Source organism: Paracoccus sp. NFXS7 (assembly GCF_040148865.1).
Classification (GTDB): Bacteria; Pseudomonadota; Alphaproteobacteria; order Rhodobacterales; family Rhodobacteraceae; genus Paracoccus; species Paracoccus marcusii.
The window spans coordinates 18,037-35,250 of sequence record NZ_JAKEKV010000017.1 but is presented as its reverse complement, the minus strand read 5'-3'; the positions used below and the strand labels follow the sequence as shown (position 1 = coordinate 35,250).

At 66.8% G+C, this 17,214-nt stretch carries 18 protein-coding genes; 6 read left to right on the top strand and 12 right to left on the bottom strand.

Annotation, left to right across the window (positions count from 1 at the left end; translation table 11 throughout):
- Window positions 1-394: 394 nt before the first annotated feature.
- The 3 genes from rpsI to LZ686_RS18000 form a co-directional block, all read right to left on the bottom strand.
- Window positions 395-886: a 30S ribosomal protein S9 gene (rpsI, locus tag LZ686_RS18010; RefSeq protein WP_045982905.1), complete on the bottom strand. Its 492-nt coding sequence runs from the start codon at window positions 884-886 to the stop codon at window positions 395-397.
- A gap of 2 nt (window positions 887-888) precedes the next feature.
- The gene (gene rplM, locus LZ686_RS18005; RefSeq protein WP_042248180.1) at window positions 889-1,353 is read right to left on the bottom strand and encodes a 50S ribosomal protein L13; all 465 of its coding nucleotides are present in this window, start codon (window positions 1,351-1,353) and stop codon (window positions 889-891) included.
- 133 nt (window positions 1,354-1,486) lie between these two features.
- Window positions 1,487-1,927 carry a PaaI family thioesterase gene (locus tag LZ686_RS18000; RefSeq protein WP_045982892.1) on the bottom strand — a complete coding sequence of 147 codons (441 nt, stop codon included), beginning with the start codon at window positions 1,925-1,927 and terminating at the stop codon, window positions 1,487-1,489.
- A gap of 56 nt (window positions 1,928-1,983) precedes the next feature.
- Here LZ686_RS18000 and LZ686_RS17995 point away from each other — a divergent pair, with 56 nt between their 5' ends.
- The gene (locus LZ686_RS17995; RefSeq protein WP_349548651.1) at window positions 1,984-2,745 is read left to right on the top strand and encodes an enoyl-CoA hydratase; all 762 of its coding nucleotides are present in this window, start codon (window positions 1,984-1,986) and stop codon (window positions 2,743-2,745) included.
- Window positions 2,746-2,748: 3 nt separating this feature from the next.
- Here the strand turns inward: LZ686_RS17995 and murD are convergent, their stop codons facing one another.
- From murD to LZ686_RS17950, 9 genes are all read right to left on the bottom strand, one after another.
- Window positions 2,749-4,155, bottom strand: a complete 1,407-nt coding sequence (murD, locus tag LZ686_RS17990) for a UDP-N-acetylmuramoyl-L-alanine--D-glutamate ligase (protein WP_349548650.1) — start codon at window positions 4,153-4,155, stop codon at window positions 2,749-2,751.
- Between the two features lie 29 nt (window positions 4,156-4,184).
- Window positions 4,185-5,267, bottom strand: a complete 1,083-nt coding sequence (mraY, locus tag LZ686_RS17985) for a phospho-N-acetylmuramoyl-pentapeptide-transferase (protein ID WP_349548649.1) — start codon at window positions 5,265-5,267, stop codon at window positions 4,185-4,187.
- Window positions 5,268-5,271: 4 nt separating this feature from the next.
- A complete protein-coding gene (locus LZ686_RS17980; protein WP_349548648.1) occupies window positions 5,272-6,642 on the bottom strand; it encodes a UDP-N-acetylmuramoyl-tripeptide--D-alanyl-D-alanine ligase in 1,371 nt (456 codons plus the stop codon).
- Window positions 6,639-8,138, bottom strand: coding sequence for a UDP-N-acetylmuramoyl-L-alanyl-D-glutamate--2,6-diaminopimelate ligase (locus LZ686_RS17975; protein ID WP_205963156.1), 1,500 nt, complete (start codon window positions 8,136-8,138; stop codon window positions 6,639-6,641). The genes LZ686_RS17980 and LZ686_RS17975 overlap by 4 nt, the downstream gene beginning before the upstream one ends.
- Window positions 8,135-9,964 (bottom strand): peptidoglycan D,D-transpeptidase FtsI family protein, encoded by a 1,830-nt coding sequence (locus LZ686_RS17970; protein ID WP_045982887.1) that lies wholly within the window; start codon window positions 9,962-9,964, stop codon window positions 8,135-8,137. The genes LZ686_RS17975 and LZ686_RS17970 overlap by 4 nt, the downstream gene beginning before the upstream one ends.
- On the bottom strand, window positions 9,961-10,320 hold the full coding sequence (gene ftsL, locus LZ686_RS17965) for a cell division protein FtsL (protein ID WP_045982886.1): 360 nt from the start codon (window positions 10,318-10,320) through the stop codon (window positions 9,961-9,963). Before ftsL ends, LZ686_RS17970 begins: the two co-directional genes overlap by 4 nt.
- Window positions 10,320-11,282, bottom strand: coding sequence for a 16S rRNA (cytosine(1402)-N(4))-methyltransferase RsmH (gene rsmH / locus LZ686_RS17960; protein ID WP_349548647.1), 963 nt, complete (start codon window positions 11,280-11,282; stop codon window positions 10,320-10,322). Before rsmH ends, ftsL begins: the two co-directional genes overlap by 1 nt.
- Before the next feature lie 3 nt (window positions 11,283-11,285).
- Window positions 11,286-11,798 (bottom strand): division/cell wall cluster transcriptional repressor MraZ, encoded by a 513-nt coding sequence (locus tag LZ686_RS17955; RefSeq protein WP_045982884.1) that lies wholly within the window; start codon window positions 11,796-11,798, stop codon window positions 11,286-11,288.
- Between the two features lie 630 nt (window positions 11,799-12,428).
- A complete protein-coding gene (locus LZ686_RS17950; protein ID WP_127899077.1) occupies window positions 12,429-13,520 on the bottom strand; it encodes an Mrp/NBP35 family ATP-binding protein in 1,092 nt (363 codons plus the stop codon).
- A gap of 338 nt (window positions 13,521-13,858) precedes the next feature.
- Here LZ686_RS17950 and LZ686_RS17945 point away from each other — a divergent pair, with 338 nt between their 5' ends.
- The 5 genes from LZ686_RS17945 to pdhA all read left to right on the top strand — a co-directional run bounded on the left by LZ686_RS17945 (window position 13,859) and on the right by pdhA (window position 17,211).
- The gene (locus tag LZ686_RS17945) at window positions 13,859-14,086 is read left to right on the top strand and encodes a DUF1127 domain-containing protein (RefSeq protein ID WP_045982882.1); all 228 of its coding nucleotides are present in this window, start codon (window positions 13,859-13,861) and stop codon (window positions 14,084-14,086) included.
- A 616-nt stretch (window positions 14,087-14,702) separates the two neighbouring features.
- Complete coding sequence (locus tag LZ686_RS17940) at window positions 14,703-14,918, top strand: hypervirulence associated TUDOR domain-containing protein (protein ID WP_252928688.1); 216 nt, start codon at window positions 14,703-14,705, stop codon at window positions 14,916-14,918.
- Between the two features lie 39 nt (window positions 14,919-14,957).
- Entirely contained in the window at window positions 14,958-15,737 is a 780-nt protein-coding gene (rlmJ, locus tag LZ686_RS17935) for a 23S rRNA (adenine(2030)-N(6))-methyltransferase RlmJ (RefSeq protein ID WP_349548646.1), read from the top strand.
- Between the two features lie 61 nt (window positions 15,738-15,798).
- On the top strand, window positions 15,799-16,092 hold the full coding sequence (locus LZ686_RS17930) for an FtsB family cell division protein (RefSeq protein WP_045982879.1): 294 nt from the start codon (window positions 15,799-15,801) through the stop codon (window positions 16,090-16,092).
- Window positions 16,093-16,176: 84 nt separating this feature from the next.
- Window positions 16,177-17,211 carry a pyruvate dehydrogenase (acetyl-transferring) E1 component subunit alpha gene (gene pdhA, locus LZ686_RS17925; RefSeq protein WP_045982878.1) on the top strand — a complete coding sequence of 345 codons (1,035 nt, stop codon included), beginning with the start codon at window positions 16,177-16,179 and terminating at the stop codon, window positions 17,209-17,211.
- Window positions 17,212-17,214: the final 3 nt, after the last annotated feature.

The window sequence follows — 17,214 nt, the reverse complement described above, 5'->3', positions numbered from 1 at the left end:
CCCAATCCCCAGAATGTCTCCCGTTCCAACCGCGCTTCCCAGCACCGCCTTCCCGGCCCCTCCAGCGTTCCCGCCTTCGGTGAAGCGGTGTTTAGGCCCGAGAACAAATACACGCAACAAGAAAATGGCGGATCACGGCAATAAAACTGCAACGCATTGATTTAGCGTCGCAATTTAGGGGATGCGGAAGCACCCCAAGAACTGCCATCGATCTACGGTGCCACAAAAGCATGGAATCATGTCGGGGCGATGACGGAATCAGGGTGAATCACAGGGGCCTGGATCCATTCGGCCCTGAATTTCGGCAAGGATGCCTGCAGTGGCGGCAGTTTCGGAACGCGAAAGGGGCGCAGCTTTCGCTGCGCCCCTTGAAAAGTTGGTCCTGATACGAAGATCAGCGCTTCGAGAACTGGAAGCTGCGGCGAGCCTTGGCTTTGCCGTACTTCTTACGCTCGACGACGCGGCTGTCGCGGGTCAGGAAGCCTGCGGCCTTCAGCGCGGCGCGCAGGTGCGGCTGATGCAGTTGCAGTGCCTGGCTGATGCCGTGCTTGACGGCGCCTGCCTGGCCCGACAGGCCGCCGCCCTTGACGGTGGCATGCACGTCGTACTGACCGACCACGCCCGCAACCTCGAACGGCTGCTTCAGGATCATCTGCAGAACGGGACGCGCGAAATACGCGTTGATCTCTTTACCGTTCACCAGGACCTTGCCCGAGCCCGGCTTGACCCAGACGCGTGCGACGGCGTCCTTGCGCTTGCCGGTGGCATAGCTGCGGCCTTGGCTGTCGATCTGCGGCTCGCGGTTGATCGCGGCGTCGACGGCTGCGGCGGGGGTGCCCGACACGGCGGACTTCAGATCGTCCAGAGTTTTGATGTCGTCGGCCATGATCATGCGCTCCGGGTGTTTTTCTTGTTCAGGACTTTGACATCCAGAACTTCGGGCTGCTGGGCCTCGTGCGGGTGTTCGGCGCTGGCATAGACGCGCAGGTTCGTCATCTGCTGCTTGCCCAGCTTGTTGCGGCTGATCATGCGCTCGACGGCCTTGACGACCACGCGCTCGGGGTGCGCGCTTTCCAGGATCTGGCGCGCGGTACGGTGCTTGATGCCGCCCGGGTGGCCGGTGTGCCAGTAGTACTTCTTGTCTTCACGCTTGTTGCCGGTCATCTGCACCTTGTCGGCGTTGATGATGATGACATTGTCGCCCATATCCATGTGCGGCGTGAAGGTGGGCTTGTGCTTGCCGCGCAGGCGGCTGGCGACGATCGTGGCGAGGCGGCCCAGAACGACGCCCTCGGCGTCGATCAGGATCCACTTCTTCTCGATCTCCGCCGGTTTCGCGGTATAGGTTTTCATCTGTCGTCCCTTCAGGGTCGTAATCGTAAGAGATGGCGGTATATCGAAGATTGCCCGCCATCCGTCAAGTGCAGCGAAGCCCGATTAAGGACGCCAAATCAATGGCTTGAAACTTAGGTATCTGAATACCCCATCACACGGCGCGGAAATCGCTGGATTTCGGCGGAATCGAATAGGTCATCGAACAGCGTGCGACCGGATCCGCCACCCCTTCGGAAAAGATCAGTGCCTCGGCCACCGCCAGCACGCGGCCCAGCTTCAGCATCCGGCATTCCGCCAGCAGATCGACCCCTGCCGCGGGCTTGCGCATGAAGTCGATCGACGCGTTCGTCGTGACGGCCAGCCCGACCGGGCCGATCCGCGCCAGGATCGCGCAATAGATCGCCAGGTCCGCCAGCGCGAACATCGACGGACCGCTGACCGTCCCGCCCGGCCTCAGATGATCGTCCCCCGTGATCAGGCGCGCGGTCAGCCCCGTCGCCGTCACCGACTCCACCCGATAGCTGCCGGCCACCTGCGGAAAGTCCCGCGCCAGGAACGCGTTCAGCGCATCCTTGTCCATCACGATCGTCATGCTTTCCCCCCGATGCGTCCCGGCCTAGGCTTTCGCCAAATTCGGGAGGATGCAAGATGGACGACCTGCTGACGCGACACGACCTTGGGCCCGTGACCCGCCTGACGCTGTCGCGGCCCGCGACCTACAACGCCCTGTCGCTGGAGATGATCGAGGCGCTGATCGCGGCCCTTGCCCGGATCGACGACGATACGCGGGTCGTGATCCTTGCGGCCGAGGGCAAAGCCTTCTGTGCCGGCCACGACCTGCGGCAGATGCAGGCGATGGCTCCGGACCAACTCGCGCATCTGTTCGACCGCTGCGCCCATCTGATGCAGATGATCCCCGCCCTGCCCCAGCCGGTCATCGCCCAGGTTCAGGGCGTTGCCACCGCGGCGGGCTGCCAGCTGGTCGCGTCCTGCGACATGGCGGTGGCGGCAGACGGGGCGCGCTTCGGGGTCAACGGGGTCTCCATCGGTCTGTTCTGCGCCACGCCGATGGTGGCCCTGACCCGCGCCATCCCGCCCAAGGCCGCGTTCGAGATGCTGACCACCGGCGACTTCATCACCGCCCCCCGCGCGGCGGAGCTGGGCCTGGTCAACCGCGTCGTCCCCGCCGCGGATCTGGAGGCAGAGACGATGCGACTGGCCGACAGCATCGCGGCCAAGCCGCCCCAGGTGATCCGCATGGGCAAACGGGCCTTCCACGACCAGCTGGGACAGGGAGCCGCCGCCGCCTATGCGGCCACGGCGCAGGTCATGTGCACGAATATGGCCCTTCCCGAAACGGTCGAGGGGATCGGCGCCTTTCTGGAAAAGCGCCCGCCGAACTGGGTCTGACCGTCAGGCCCCTGCGGCCAGTGCCTGGACCAGCGCCACGAAATGCTCTCCGCGCTTTTCGAAGTTCGGATACTGGTCAAAGCTGGCGGCGGCGGGAGCAAGCAGGACGGTGTCGCCCGGCTCGGCCTCGGCCGCGGCACGGGCGACGGCCTGCTCCATCGTGTCGGCGATCTCGTACGGGGTCTGGCCGATCTCCAGCGCAAAGTCGCGGGCGGAATGGCCGATCAGATAGGCCTTGGCGACCGCGCCCAAATGCGGCTGCAGGGCCGCGATGCCGCCCTCCTTGCCCAGGCCTCCGGCGATCCAGCGGATTCGCGGAAAGGCCTGCAGCGCCTTGGCGGCGGCATCGACGTTGGTGGCCTTGCTGTCATTGACATACCGGACGCCGTCGATCTGGGCGACCGTCTGGCTGCGATGCGGCAGGCCCGCAAAGCTGTGGAACGCGGCCTCGATCTCGCGCGGCGCCAGGCCCACCGCGCGGCAGGCGGCATAGGCTGCGCAGGCGTTCTGGTGGTTGTGCGCACCGGGCAGGCCCTGCATCGCGCGCAGGTCAATCGATGCCGCCTGCCGCCCCTTGCGATATTCGGACAGGAAACCCTTGCGCGCAAAGACCGACCACGCCGCCCGGTCCAGCTTCTGTCCCGACGACACCCGGATCACCCGGTCGTCGGTGGGACCCATCGACAGCTGGTTGGCCAGATACGACCCCTCGGGGTCGTCGATGCCGATCACGGCCCGGTCCGGACCGCCCTCGGAGAACAGCCGCCGTTTTGCCGCGAAATAGCCGCCCAGGCCGGCATGGCGGTCCAGGTGGTCGGGCGACAGGTTGGTCATGACCGCCACGTCGGGCGTCAGCGCCCGCGCCAGTTCGGTCTGATAGCTGGACAGTTCCAGCACCACGACCTCGGCCTCGACCGCTGGCTCCAGCGACAGCACGCCCGTGCCGATATTGCCGCCCATCTGCGTGGGGCGGTCGCATTCCTCCAGCACGTGATGGATCAGCGCAGTGGTCGTCGACTTGCCGTTCGACCCGGTGACCGCGATCACCCGAGGCGCGCGGTCGAACTGGTCCCAGTCGCGGGTCGCATAGCTGCGGAAGAACAGGCCGATGTCGTTATCGACCGGAGTGCCAAGCTGCCATGCCATCGCGATGGCCGGGTGCGGACGGGGATACAGATGCGGGATGCCGGGGCTGACGATCAGCATCGCGATGCCCTGCCAGTTCGCCTCGCGCGTCAGGTCAAGGATGCTCAGGCCATCGGCCTGGGCCGCGTCGCGCGTATCGACGCCGTCATCCCAGGCCACGACCCGCGCCCCGCCCGCGGCCAGAGCCGCGGCGGTCGCCTTGCCGGACCGGCCAAGCCCCAGCACCGCGACGGTCAGTTCTTCGACGCCCTGAACGGGTATCATGGGTGGCTCCTTGCGAAAACGAGACGGTATCAGCGCAGCTTCAGCGTCGCCAAGCCGATCAGCGCCAGAATCAGCGCGATGATCCAGAAGCGGATGACGATCTGCGCCTCTCCCCACCCCTTCTTCTCGAAATGGTGGTGGATGGGGGCCATCAGGAAGACCCGCTTGCCGGTCCGCTTGAAATACAGCACCTGGATGATGACCGACAGGGCCTCGACCACGAACAGGCCACCGACGATGGCCAGCACGATCTCATGCTTGGTGACGACGGCGATGGCGCCCAGCGCGCCGCCCAGGGCCAGCGATCCGGTATCGCCCATGAACACCGCAGCCGGCGGGGCGTTGTACCACAGAAAGCCCAGTCCCCCGCCGATCAGGGCGGCGACAAAGATCAGGATCTCTCCGCTGCCGGGAACGTGGTGGACGCCCAGATATTCGGTGAAGTCGACGCGCCCCACCGTATAGGCGATGATGCCCAGGGTGCCCGCGGCGATCATCACGGGCATGATCGCCAGCCCGTCCAGACCGTCGGTCAGATTGACCGCATTGGCCGCGCCCACGATCACGATCATCGCAAAGGGCACGAAGAACCAGCCCAGGTTGACCAGGACATCCTTGAAGATCGGCAATGCCAGTTGGTTGGTCAGCCCCGCGGGATGCAGCAGCGACGCCGCGATCCCGGCGCAGGCCGCGATGCCCAGACCCAGCAGCATCCGCATGCGCGAACTGACGCCCTTGGTGTTGTGCTTGGTCACCTTGGCATAGTCGTCGGCAAATCCGATCATCGCAAAGCCCGCGGTCACCAGCAGCACGATCCAGACATAGCCGTTGTCCAGCCTCGCCCACAGAAGGGTCGAGAACAGCAGCGCCGACAGGATCAGCAGCCCGCCCATCGTCGGCGTGCCCGCCTTGGCCAGGTGGCTCTGCGGGCCGTCGTCGCGGATCGGCTGGCCCTTCTTCTGGACGCGGCGCAGAAAGTTGATCAACGGCCGTCCGAAGATGAAGCCGAAGAACAGCGCGGTGAAGAACGCGGCCCCCGCCCGGAAGGTGATGTATCGGAACAGGTTGAAGAAATCCCCGCCCTCGGACAGGTTGCTGAGCCAGTAGAGCATGGCATTATCCTTTGTCTTGGGCGGCACCGGCGCGCAGCGCCTGGACCACCATCGAGATCCGTGAGGATTTCGAGCCTTTCACCAGCACGATGTCGCCGGCAGAAATCAGTTTGTCGGGTTGGGCGGCCAGTTCGGCCGCCGTCGGGGTCCACAGCCCGCGCTTGTCTGCAGGCAGGGCCTCGTGCAGGTGCCGCATCAGGGGGCCGGCACAATGGACCAGGTCGATCGCGGCCATGGAGGGATCGTCGGCCACGGCGCGATGCATCGCGACCTCTTCCGTGCCCAGCTCCAGCATGTCGCCCAGAATCGCCACGCGCCGCCCGCCCTGCAGGCCCGCCAGCGTGGCAAGCCCCGCGGACAGCGATGCCGGATTGGCGTTGAAGGCGTCGTCGATCAGGCGGATGCCGCCCAGCGTCTCGACCGCGCCGCGCCCCTGCGGGGGGTGCCAGTCGGACAGATGTGCCGCCGCCTGCGCAAGGTCGGCCCCCGCCGCCGCCAGCGCGGCCAGCACGCCGACGGCGTTCATCGCGAAATGCCGCCCCGTGGTGGGCAGGGTGAAGGCCAGCGTGTCGCCCATGATGCGGGCATGGCAGGACAGCGCCCCGTCCTGCGGCACGATGCGCAGCGGACGCGCCACGCCATGTTCGCCAAAACCCACGACCACCGCGCCGGCCCGGTCCGCGCAATCGCGCAGGATCTGGGTCACGGGCAGATCCTCGGGCAGGATCGCGTGACCTACGGGTTGCAGCCCCTCGAAGATCGCACCCTTTTCGCGGGCGATGCCTTCGATCGCGCCAAAGGCCTCCAGATGGGCGGCGGCCACCGTGGTGATCAGCGCCACATGCGGCCGCGCCATGCGCGACAGGGGCGCGATCTCTCCGGGATGGTTCATGCCGATCTCGATGATGGCGAAATCGGTGTTCGCGGGCATGCGCGCCAGGGTCAGCGGCACGCCCCAATGGTTGTTGTAGCTGGCCTCGGCTGCGTGGATCACGCCCTGCCCCGCCAGCGCGGTACGCGCCATCTCCTTGGTCGAGGTCTTGCCGACCGACCCGGTGATGGCGATGACCCGGCCCGTCATGCGGGCGCGGCCCGCCCGGCCCAGATCCTCCAGCGCGACCAGCACGTCGGGCACCACCAGCAGCGGCGCGTCAGACGCCACGCCGTCCGGGATGCGGCTGACCAGCGCGGCGGCCGCCCCCCTGGCCAGGGCCTGCGCCACGAAATCATGCCCGTCGCGGTCGGCCTGCAGCGCGACGAACAGATCGCCGGGGGCGATGGTGCGCGTGTCGATGGACACACCCGTCGCGGCCCATGCGGCCGTCACCCGCCCGCCGGTGGCGGCGGCGGCGTCATCGGATGTCCAGAGTGTCATATCCGTCCGTCCAGTGCCGCGACCGCGACCGAGGCCTGTTCGGCATCGTCGAAGGGATAGACGTCCTGCCCCACGATCTGGCCGGTCTCATGACCCTTGCCGCAGATCAGCAGCGCGTCGCCCGGTTGCAGCGCATCGACACCGCGCAGGATCGCCTCGGCCCGGTCGGCGATCTCGGTCGCGTCGGGGCCCGCGCTGGCCATGACGGCGGCACGGATCAGGGCCGGGTCCTCGGTCCGGGGGTTGTCGTCGGTGACGATCACCACATCGGCATGATCGCGCGCGGCCTCGCCCATCAGCGGGCGCTTGCCCCGGTCGCGGTCGCCGCCCGCGCCGATGATGCAGACGATGCGCCCCATCACATGCGGACGCAGCGATTGCAGCGCCGCGACCACCGCGCCCGGCTTGTGGGCGTAATCCACAAAGACCGCCGCACCGTTCTCGCGCTGCGCGACCAGCTGCATCCGGCCCCGTACGGTGGTCAGCTGCGGCAGCACGCGCAGGATGTCGTCGGCGCTGTCGCCCGAGGCCAGGCACAGGCCCATCGCCGCCAGCACGTTTTCCGCCTGGAACCCGCCGATCAGCGGCAGCCGCACCAGATGCGCCCGCCCCATCACCGAGAACCGCAGATCCTGCCCCGTCGCGTCATAGCGCTGGCCCAGGATGCGCAGCATCGCGGCCTCTCCGGTGCCGACGGTGGTCAGGGCCAGGCCGCGATCGGTCGCGATGTCGGCCATCTGGCGGCCGCGCTGGCTGTCGATGTTGATGACGGCAGCGGCGCCGTCCTCCAGCACGCGATTAAACAGCAGCGCCTTGGCCGCGAAATACTCGTCAAAGCCCGCGTGGTAATCCAGGTGATCCTGGCTGAAATTGGTGAAGGCCCCGGCCTCGACCCGCACCCCGTCCAGGCGGCGCTGATCCAGTCCGTGGCTGGAGGCCTCCATCGCGGCATGGGTGACGCCCGCGGCGACCGCCTCGGCCAGGACCCGGTGCAGGGTCAGCGGATCGGGTGTGGTATGGGCGAGCTTCGCCTGGTGATCGCCCTCGACCCCCATCGTGCCCAGGCTGATCGCCTTGTGGCCCAGCGCCTGCCAGATCTGACGGGTGAAGCTGGCCACGCTGGTCTTGCCGCTGGTGCCGGTGACGGCCACGACATGGTCGGGCTGATCGGCGAACCACAGCGACGCGGCGCCGGCCAGGGCTGCGCGCGGATCCTCGGCCACGATCAGCGCCCCGTCCCAGCCCGACAGGACGTCGGCGGCGATCTCGGCGCCCTGACGGTCGGTCAGGACGGCGGCGGCCTGCATGCGCAGCGCGTACTGGATGAATTCGCCGCCATGGACGGCCGATCCCGGCAGGGCCGCGAACAGGTGCCCGGGCTTGATCGTGCGGCTGTCGATGGACAGCCCCGTGATCCGCGGGTCACGCCCACCGGGGGCGCGCAGCCCCAGCTGCGACAGCGTCACGTCGTCCTTGTCCACAGTCCCACCCGTCATTGATTTGCGACGAGCCTTACCGCAGCCTCCTCGTCGGGTTCAACACGCGGTTCGAAGCGCGCGGTGATCGTCGGCAGGATTTCGTCGGTGATCGGCTCCAGCCCCAGCAGCGGGCCGATGCGGCGGACCATTTCCGCGGCGACGGGCGCGACGGTATGACCTGCGGTACGCACCGCAGTCCCGTTGATGGTCGTTGACGGCTCGTCCAGCATGGTGATCAGGACGTATTTCGGATCGCTGGCCGGAAAGACCGACGCAAAGGTCGCGATGATCTTGTTCTCGTAGTACCCGCCTGCGGCCCTGGGCTTGTCCGCCGAACCGGTCTTGCCCGCGACCTCGTATCCCGGAACCTCGGCCTGGCGGGCGGTGCCGCGGGTGACGACCTGGCGCAACATGTCGACAGCCATCGCGGCGGCACGAGGCGACAGCACCTGTTCACCCTCGGGGCGTTGTCGTCCATGCACCAGCGTGGGTGTCACGCGCTTGCCGCCATTCGCGATCGTCGCATAGGCGGCCGCCAGGTGCAGCGGGCTGGCCGCCAGCCCATGGCCGAAACTGACCGTCGCCGCAGTGACGGCGGGCCAGCGCGTGGGCACCAGCGGCTGACCGGTGGGGGCTTCGACCATCTCGATGGAGGTCGGCACGAACAAGCCAAGCTTCTCCAGGAAATCCTTCTGCCGCTCGGGCCCGATCAGCTGCGCGATGCGCACCGTTCCCACGTTCGAGGACTTCACGATGACGTCCGTCACGCTCAGTTCCTTGCCATAATTGTGGAAATCGTTGATCAGGAACCGGCCGATCCGCATGGGTGCTGCAGCATTGATGCCCGACGCGGGGTTGACCAGCCCCAGGTCCAGCGCCTGCGCGACCGGGAAGATCTTGAAGGTCGAACCCAGCTCGTACTGGCCCTGGACGGCGCGGTTGAACAGCGGACTGTCCGACGGCTCTCCGGTCAGCAGCGGGCGGGGGCGGTCATTGGGGTCGAAATCGGGCAGGCTGGCCATGGCCAGGATCTCTCCGGTCTCGACCTCCATCAGGATGCCGGTCGCGCCCTTGGCGTTCATGACGTTCATGCCCGAGGCCAGCACGTCCTCCATCGCCTGCTGCAGCGTCAGGTCGATGGACAGGGCCAGCGGCGCCCCCTCGTTGCCGGGATCGCGCAGCCAGGCGTCGAACGCCTTCTCGACACCTGCGACGCCGATGACCTCGGCGCTGTTCACGCCTTCGCTGCCGAAGCCGGACCCGCCCAGGATGTGGCTGGCCAGGTCGGCATTGGGATAGATGCGCATCTCTCGCGGGCCGAACAGCAGGCCGGGCTCGCCCAGGTCGTGGACGGCCTGCATCTGCTCGGGGCTGATCTTGCGCTTGATCCACATGAACTTGCGGTTGCCGGTGAAGTCGCGGGTCAAGCGCTGCACGTCCAGGTCGGGGAATATCTCGGCCAGACCCTGCGCGGTGCCGATGGGATCGACCATCTGGTGGGGATGGGCATAGACCGAATGGGTCAGCAGGTTCGTGGCCAGCACCCTGCCCCGCCGGTCGGTGATGTCCGCCCGCTGAGAGATGATCTGCGACGACAGCACCTGCGCGCGCGGTTCTGCCGCCGCGCTGGAGGCGAGCGTCCCCATGCGCACCGCGACCGTGCCGAAGGCCAGCATGAAACAGCCCGCCATGACGATCAGCCGACCTTCGGCGCGCCTGCGGGCGCGGTCCTGGATCTGTTCGTGGCGGCGGCGGCGGTTCTCGGCCTCGATGTCGTCGGGGTTCTCGCCGCGCTCGCGCGCTCTCAGGATGCGGGCCAGGGGGCGCAGGGGGGTGCGGATCATGGCTGAGGCTCCTCGGCAGGATCGGTTTCGGGCAGAAGGTCGGTGACCATGTCGGCCGACGGCGGGGGCGGCTTGGGATAGTCGATGTGGTCCAGGTCCAGGAACTGCCCCGATTCGACCGGACCCAGTTCCAGCCGGTCGAAGTTCAGGTCGACCAGCTGGCGCAGGCGGTCGGGGCGGTTCAGGAAGGCCCATTCGGCACGCAGCACGCCCAGCTCCTCGCGCAGGCCCGCGATCTGGCGCTGGACCTGGGACATCTCTCCGATGGCGGCCTGGGTGGCATAGTTCTCGCGATAGGCCCAGAAGGCCAGTCCCATCAGCATCAGCACGCAGGCCAGACAGGTCAACGACCGCATCACGCAGCTCCCGGAAGATGCGGCATGGCCAGCGACCGGGCATCGACCGCGCCCGCCGCAGCGTCGGTCCGCACGGCCACGCGCAGCAAGGCTGAACGCGCACGCGGGTTCACGTCCAGCTCCTCGGGATCGGGACCGATCGCACGGCGGAAGGGCAGGCGGAAGGCCGGCTCCACAACCTGCGTGACCGGCGCATAGCGGTTGCCGCCGCCGCCCGCATCGGACCGCGCCTGCATGAAGCGCTTGACGATCCGGTCCTCCAGCGAATGAAAGCTGACGACGGCCAGTTGGCCGCCCGGCTTCAATGCGCGTTCGGCGGCCGACAGGCCCGCGACCAGCTGACCGAACTCGTCGTTCACCCAGATGCGGATCGCCTGAAAGCTGCGCGTCGCGGGATGGCTCTGCCCCGGCTTGGTGCGCGGCAGGCAGCCGGTGACCACCTGGGTCAGCTGCGTGGTCCGGGTCAGCGGGCGCGCGGCCACAATGGCACGCGCGATGCGGCGCGCGGCGCGCTCCTCTCCGTAATGATACAGCACGTCAGCGATGTCCGATTCCTCGGCGCTGTTCAGAAGGTCCGCGGCGGACGGCACATCGCCGCCCATCCGCATGTCCAGCGGCCCGTCCCGCATGAACGAGAACCCGCGATCCGCCTGGTCCAGCTGCATCGAGCTGACGCCAAGGTCCAGCACCACCCCGTCCAGCGGCTGACCGGCCAGGACGTCCATGTCCGAAAACGTGCCCTCGACCAGGTGCAGGCGGTCGCCGTACTGGCCGCGCCATGCCTCGGCCATGCGAAACACCGACGGATCGCGGTCGACGCCGATGACCAGATCGGCCCCCGCATCCAGCAGGCCACGGGCATAGCCGCCCGCGCCGAACGTGCCGTCCAGCCAGACTCCCCCGATGGGTGCGGTCGCGCGCAGCAGCGGCGCCAGCAGGACCGGAATATGCGGATCCGCCATGCCCTAGCCCTCGGAGGATTGCTGCAGGAAGGCGCGGGGGTCGAATTCGGGGCCCTTGCTGGCCGCGAAATCCTCCAGCGCCTGCACGTCTTTGGGACGCGATTCGGGGTGATAGACCTGGATGTAGTCGCCGCGCGATTCAAAGATCGTCTCGGTCCCGTCGGCAAAGCCCAGCCTGTCGCGCAGCTTTGCGGGCAGGACCAAGCGGCCCTCGCGGTCGATCTCAAGGTCGGTGGACTGTCCGTTCATCAGCAGCTCCAGCCAGCGGCGCTCCTGGCTGCCGCGGGTCAGGCGGTCGATCTGCTCGTCGATCTGCTCGATGGCCTCGATGGTGTACAGCTCCAGCCAGTTCCACCAGTCGGGGCCATAGACCGCCACCAGCTGCGTGCGCCCGGTGTTCGTCCCCGAGAATGACGGGTCGCCGGCATCGAACACGCGGCGCAGCCGGGCCGGGATCGACATCCGACCCTTGCCATCGACCTTGACGGTTTCGGTGCCTCTGAACTTCCGCGCCACCTGGGCCCGCCCTCACTGTCCTGCTCTTTCGGGACGTCCGAAAGAGAAAGGGCGGATCGGGCCGCTGCCACTGCCCGATCCGCCGCCCTCGTTCCCGATTTACCCGGGCCCCTTTGCGGGGTTGGTTGCCGACCCGTCGCACGCCACCTGGGGGAGGTGCTGCTCGCGGACGCGGGCCGGCTATGTTGGAAAACGGTTGCCTGTATGAAGTCTGCTTCGCCTGTCCGGGGTCTTGGCGCCCCTTGAACTGCCCGTTTTCGTGATCCGGTTGTGACATGGGATTTCATGGGAAGCAACGGTATTCTTGGGCCACCAGCCGCATTCCGCCGCAGCTTTTGCCTAAGCCCGAATCAAAAAATGCCGCAGAAGCGGCAGTGATGCGGCAAAGTTTGGTGGCGTGACGCGAAAGCCACACTACATCTAGAAGGCGAGTAACAAACGCATTTTGCCGGTCACTGGGTCCATTTCACCACAGTTCAAAGCCCTGCAAGTCGAAAATCCGGGCAGCGTTGCAAAACTTTTGGAACAGATCACGGACGATCACGAAATCGAGAGGTCATTCGAGCCTCACTTCCCGCAATTTCCCGACCGTCCCGTGCATTCCCAAAGCAAGCCCGGATTTCGCGCAGATCAGGCGATGCCGCCCTGCACCAGACGGTCGGCCAGGCGGGCATAGGCCTCGGACACGGCACCATCGCCCAAGGCCACCGGTCGTCCCGAATCGCCGGCCAGCCGGACCTCCAGCTCCAGCGGCAGGGCGCCCAGGAACGGCAGGTTCAGCGCCTCGGCCTCGGCCGCGACGCCACCATGGCCGAACAGATGCGCCTCGTGCCCGCATTTGGGACAGATATAGGTCGACATGTTCTCGACCAGGCCCAGGACCGGTGTCTTCAGCTTGCCGAACATGTCGATCGCACGGCGCGCGTCCAGCAGCGCCACGTCCTGCGGCGTGGACACGATGATCGCACCCGTGACGGGGGCCTTCTGGCACAGCGACAGCTGCACGTCGCCGGTGCCGGGCGGCAGGTCGATCAGCAGGACGTCCAGTTCGCCCCAGTTCACCTGCTGCAGCAGCTGCTGCAGCGCGCCCATCAGCATCGGGCCGCGCCAGACCAGTGCCTCGCCCTCCTTCAGCATCAGGCCGATCGACATGACGGTGACGCCATGCGCATGCATCGGATCGATCCGCTGTCCATCCGGGCTGGCAGGCCGGCCCGAGACGCCCATCATCCGCGGCTGCGAGGGGCCATAGATGTCGGCATCCAGCAGGCCGACCTTGCGCCCCGCGCGCGCCAAGGCGACGGCAAGGTTCGAGGTGACGGTGGATTTCCCGACACCGCCCTTGCCGGATCCGACGGCGATGATGTGGCGCACGCCGGGAATCGCCTGCGGACCGGCCTGGGGCGTGGGATGCCCGCCGATCTTCAGGGACGGGGCGGCGCCCTGCCCGGATACGGCCTTGGGCGGCGCGGGCTTGGCGGGGGCGGTCATGACGATCTGGACCTTGGCCACACCGGGGATACGTTCCAGCCGGGCACGGGCCTCGGCCTCGACCGGGGCCATGGCCTGCGCGGTGGCCGCATTCTCGACCTCCAGCACGAATCGCACCGTCTCTTGGTCGATGGTCAGCGCGCGGATCAGGTCGGCCTGACCCAGCGTCCCTCCCTGCGGAAGGGCAATATCCGAGATTGCCGTAAGGATCGTTTCGCGTGTGACGGGCATGTGAGGGACCTGTGTCTTTGTTCGCCCGGCAGCATGAAGCATAGAGACGGGACCCTCAACACCCCCTGCGACAATCCGTACCGCACGGCGCTAACCGCTTTCAAACAGGTGATTTTTGCGTCCGCGGCGTGATCGCTAACAGATGTATCGTGTCAATTTTATGTCGTTAATTCATCGTTAAAGAAGGCAATAGGTCAGCCTTGGCTATGCAATTGCTGCATGGCAGCATTACGAAACCATCCGTTGCGAAACGCCGTCGATGGGGCCATCTTCAACTCAACGAAACGCCGGGCCAATCCGGGAACGGCGCAGACGAGATGAACCGAAAGGATACGACCATGGCTGTTATCGCCCAAGCACACAACGCCACCGCCGACGCCGGCCTGCGTGGCCGCCTGCTGAGCGCGATCCAGCGGATGCAGGAAAACCGCGCCCGCCGCGCCGTTTACCGCCAGACCGTGCGCGAACTGAATGCCCTGACCACCCGCGATCTGGACGATCTGGGCATCAGCCGCTCGATGATCACCCGCCTGGCGCACGAAGCGGCATGGGGTTCGGCCCAGTAATCCTGGGACACCAAGAATTCGCATTCCCGGCCCTCTCCTCCTCCCTGGGTCCGGGACCGGCGGCATCCTCCTCTCCTCCTCCCTGGAGGGTGCCGCCCAAAAGACGCACTGGAACCCGATCCTCCTCCCCGGGTTCACGTGCCAGGCGGCGGCCCCACTCCTCCCTCCCAGGGGTCGCCGCAAAAAGTTTCATAGCCGCCCCATTCGCGGCACGCTGATACGCCCGGTCCTCTCCTCCTCCCTCCCGGACCCGGCGTTCGCGGTACGGCCTCTCCTCCTCCCTGGCCCTACCGCACCCCATACGCGGCCCCTCCTCCTCCCTGGGCCAGCGTTCAGCGGCGACCTCCCTCCTCCTCCCTGGAGGTCGCCGCGCCTTCATAGCCGCCCCGATCGCGGCACACGGATACGACGGGCTCTCCTCCTCCCTGCCCGGTCGTAAGCGGTGATGGCCTCTCCTCCTCCCTGGCCGGAACCGCGACCCATACGCGGCCCCTCCTCCTCCCTGGGCCAGCGTTCAGCGGCGACCTCCCTCCTCCTCCCTGGAGGTCGCCGCGCCCTCCCTCCGGAACCCATCGCCCCCATGACGCATTGCCCCCGACACGCAGTCGGAGGCCGCATGATTCTGCGCAAGGGCACCAAGGTGGAATGGGACTGGTCGGGCCACAAGGCGACCGGAAAGATCACGGACATCTTCACCGATGACGTCGAACGGACGATCAAGGGCAGCAAGATCAGCCGAAACGCATCCAAGGACGATCCCGCCTACCTGATCGAACAGGATGACGGCGACCAAGTGCTGAAGGGCCGGTCAGAACTGCGCCGCGCCGATTGACGTCTTTTCCCCGCCGTGCGCCCACGTTAAGGCTGGCGGATGCTCAGCTATCAACATGCCTATCATGCCGGGAACCTGGCCGACCTGCACAAGCACGCGTTGCTGGCGGTCGCGCTGGACTACCTGACCCGCAAGGACAAGCCGCTTTCCTATCTGGAAACCCATGCGGGTCGTGGCCTTTATGACCTGACCGGCGCCGAGGCGCAGAAGACGCAGGAGGCCGCGCAGGGCATCGCCCGTGCCACGGTCGAACACTGGCTGCCGCAGGATCACCCGCTGATGCAGGCGCTGCGGGCCGTGCGCGACCTGCGGGGCGCGCAGGCCTATCCCGGTTCACCGCTGATCGCGGGGCATTTCCTGCGCCACGAGGACAAGGCCCATCTGGCCGAACTGCACCCCGCCGAATTTCAGGCCCTGCGCCGTGTGGCGGGCTTTGCCACCCTGCACCAGCAGGACGGCTTCGCGATGGCACAGGCGGTCTGTCCGCCCGATCCGCGCCGCGGCCTGCTGCTGATCGACCCCAGCTATGAGGTGAAGGCAGACTATGCCGCGATCCCGCGCCAGATCGGCCTGATCGCGCGCAAGTGGAACGTGGGGGTCATCGCGCTGTGGTATCCGATCCTGACCGATCACCGCCACATGGGCATGACCGCGCAGCTGGTCAGCGATTTCCCCGATGCCCTGCTGTCCGAGGTGTCGTTTCCCCCTGCCCGTCCAGGCCATTCGATGATCGGATCGGGCATGTGCGTGCTCAACGCCCCCTGGGGCCTGGCCGAGCACGCCCGCCAGATCGAGGCGATGTTCCGCGAGCGTGCCTGACGGGGATTCCCCCGCCGATTGCGCTGTGCCATGATCGGCCCGGCCACAAGGATTCCCTGCCATGCCTCAACGTCTGTCCATCGGCGCCACTGTGTTCCTGGTCCTGACCGTCCTGGTCGGCCTGTATTTCGCCTATGCCGCGGTGCAGGGCCCGTCGGGCATCCTGCGCCGGATCCAGATCCAGGCCGAGACCGAGGATCTGCGCGAGGCCCGCGACCTGCTGCAGGCCGACGTGACCCGCATGCAGAACCTGACCCGCCGCCTGTCGGATGATTATCTGGACCTGGACCTCTTGGACGAACGCGCCCGCGAGGTGCTGGGCCTGCTGCGCGCGGACGAGATCCTGCTGCGCTAGGGCCGGGATTGCACGGCTGTCGGTGATGCGCTACGGATAGTTTAACGCTGAACTATCCGCCACGCTTCCAGGAGGACACGCCGCATGGCCAGAAAACCAAGCCCCCAGCAGGAGGCTCCTTCGAACACGTCGAAGGAAGAGTTGCTGAAATACTATCGCGACATGCTGCTGATCCGCCGATTCGAGGAGAAGGCCGGCCAGCTGTACGGCATGGGCCTGATCGGCGGGTTCTGCCACCTTTATATCGGCCAGGAAGCCGTCGTGGTGGGTCTGGAGGCCTGCGCCAAGGACGGCGACAAGCGCATCACCAGCTATCGTGACCACGGTCACATGCTGGCCTGCGGGATGGAGGCGCGCGGCGTCATGGCCGAGCTGACCGGGCGTCAGGACGGCTACTCCAAGGGCAAGGGCGGCAGCATGCACATGTTCAGCCGCGAAAAGCATTTCTATGGCGGCCACGGCATCGTCGCCGCGCAGGTGCCCCTTGGCGCGGGCTTGGCCTTCGCGGACAAGTATCTGGGCAACGACAACGTCACCTTCACCTATTTCGGCGATGGCGCGGCGAACCAGGGCCAGGTCTACGAGACCTACAACATGGCCGAGCTGTGGGACCTGCCGGTCGTCTTCGTGATCGAGAACAACCAGTATGCCATGGGCATGTCGGTCAAGCGGTCGACGAAATCGACGACCTTCTTCGGCCGCGGAGAAGCCTTCGGCATCCCCGGCGAACAGGTCGACGGCATGGACGTGCTGGCGGTCAAGGCGGCGGGCGAAAAGGCCGTGGCGCATTGCCGCGCCGGCAAGGGCCCCTACATCCTGGAGGTCATGACCTACCGCTATCGCGGGCACTCGATGTCGGACCCGGCCAAGTACCGGACCCGCGAGGAGGTCCAGAAGATGCGCGACGAGCGTGACCCGATCGAGAACATCCGTGAGATGCTGCTGACCGGCAAGCATGCCACCGAGGAGGACCTCAAGGCGCTGGACAAGGAAATCAAGGACATCGTCAACGATTCCGCGGAATTCGCCAAGGACAGCCCCGAGCCCGACCTGGCCGAGCTGTGGACCGACATCTATGCCGACGAACTGCCCCAGGGCAGCGCCGAAGAGAACGCCTGAGGG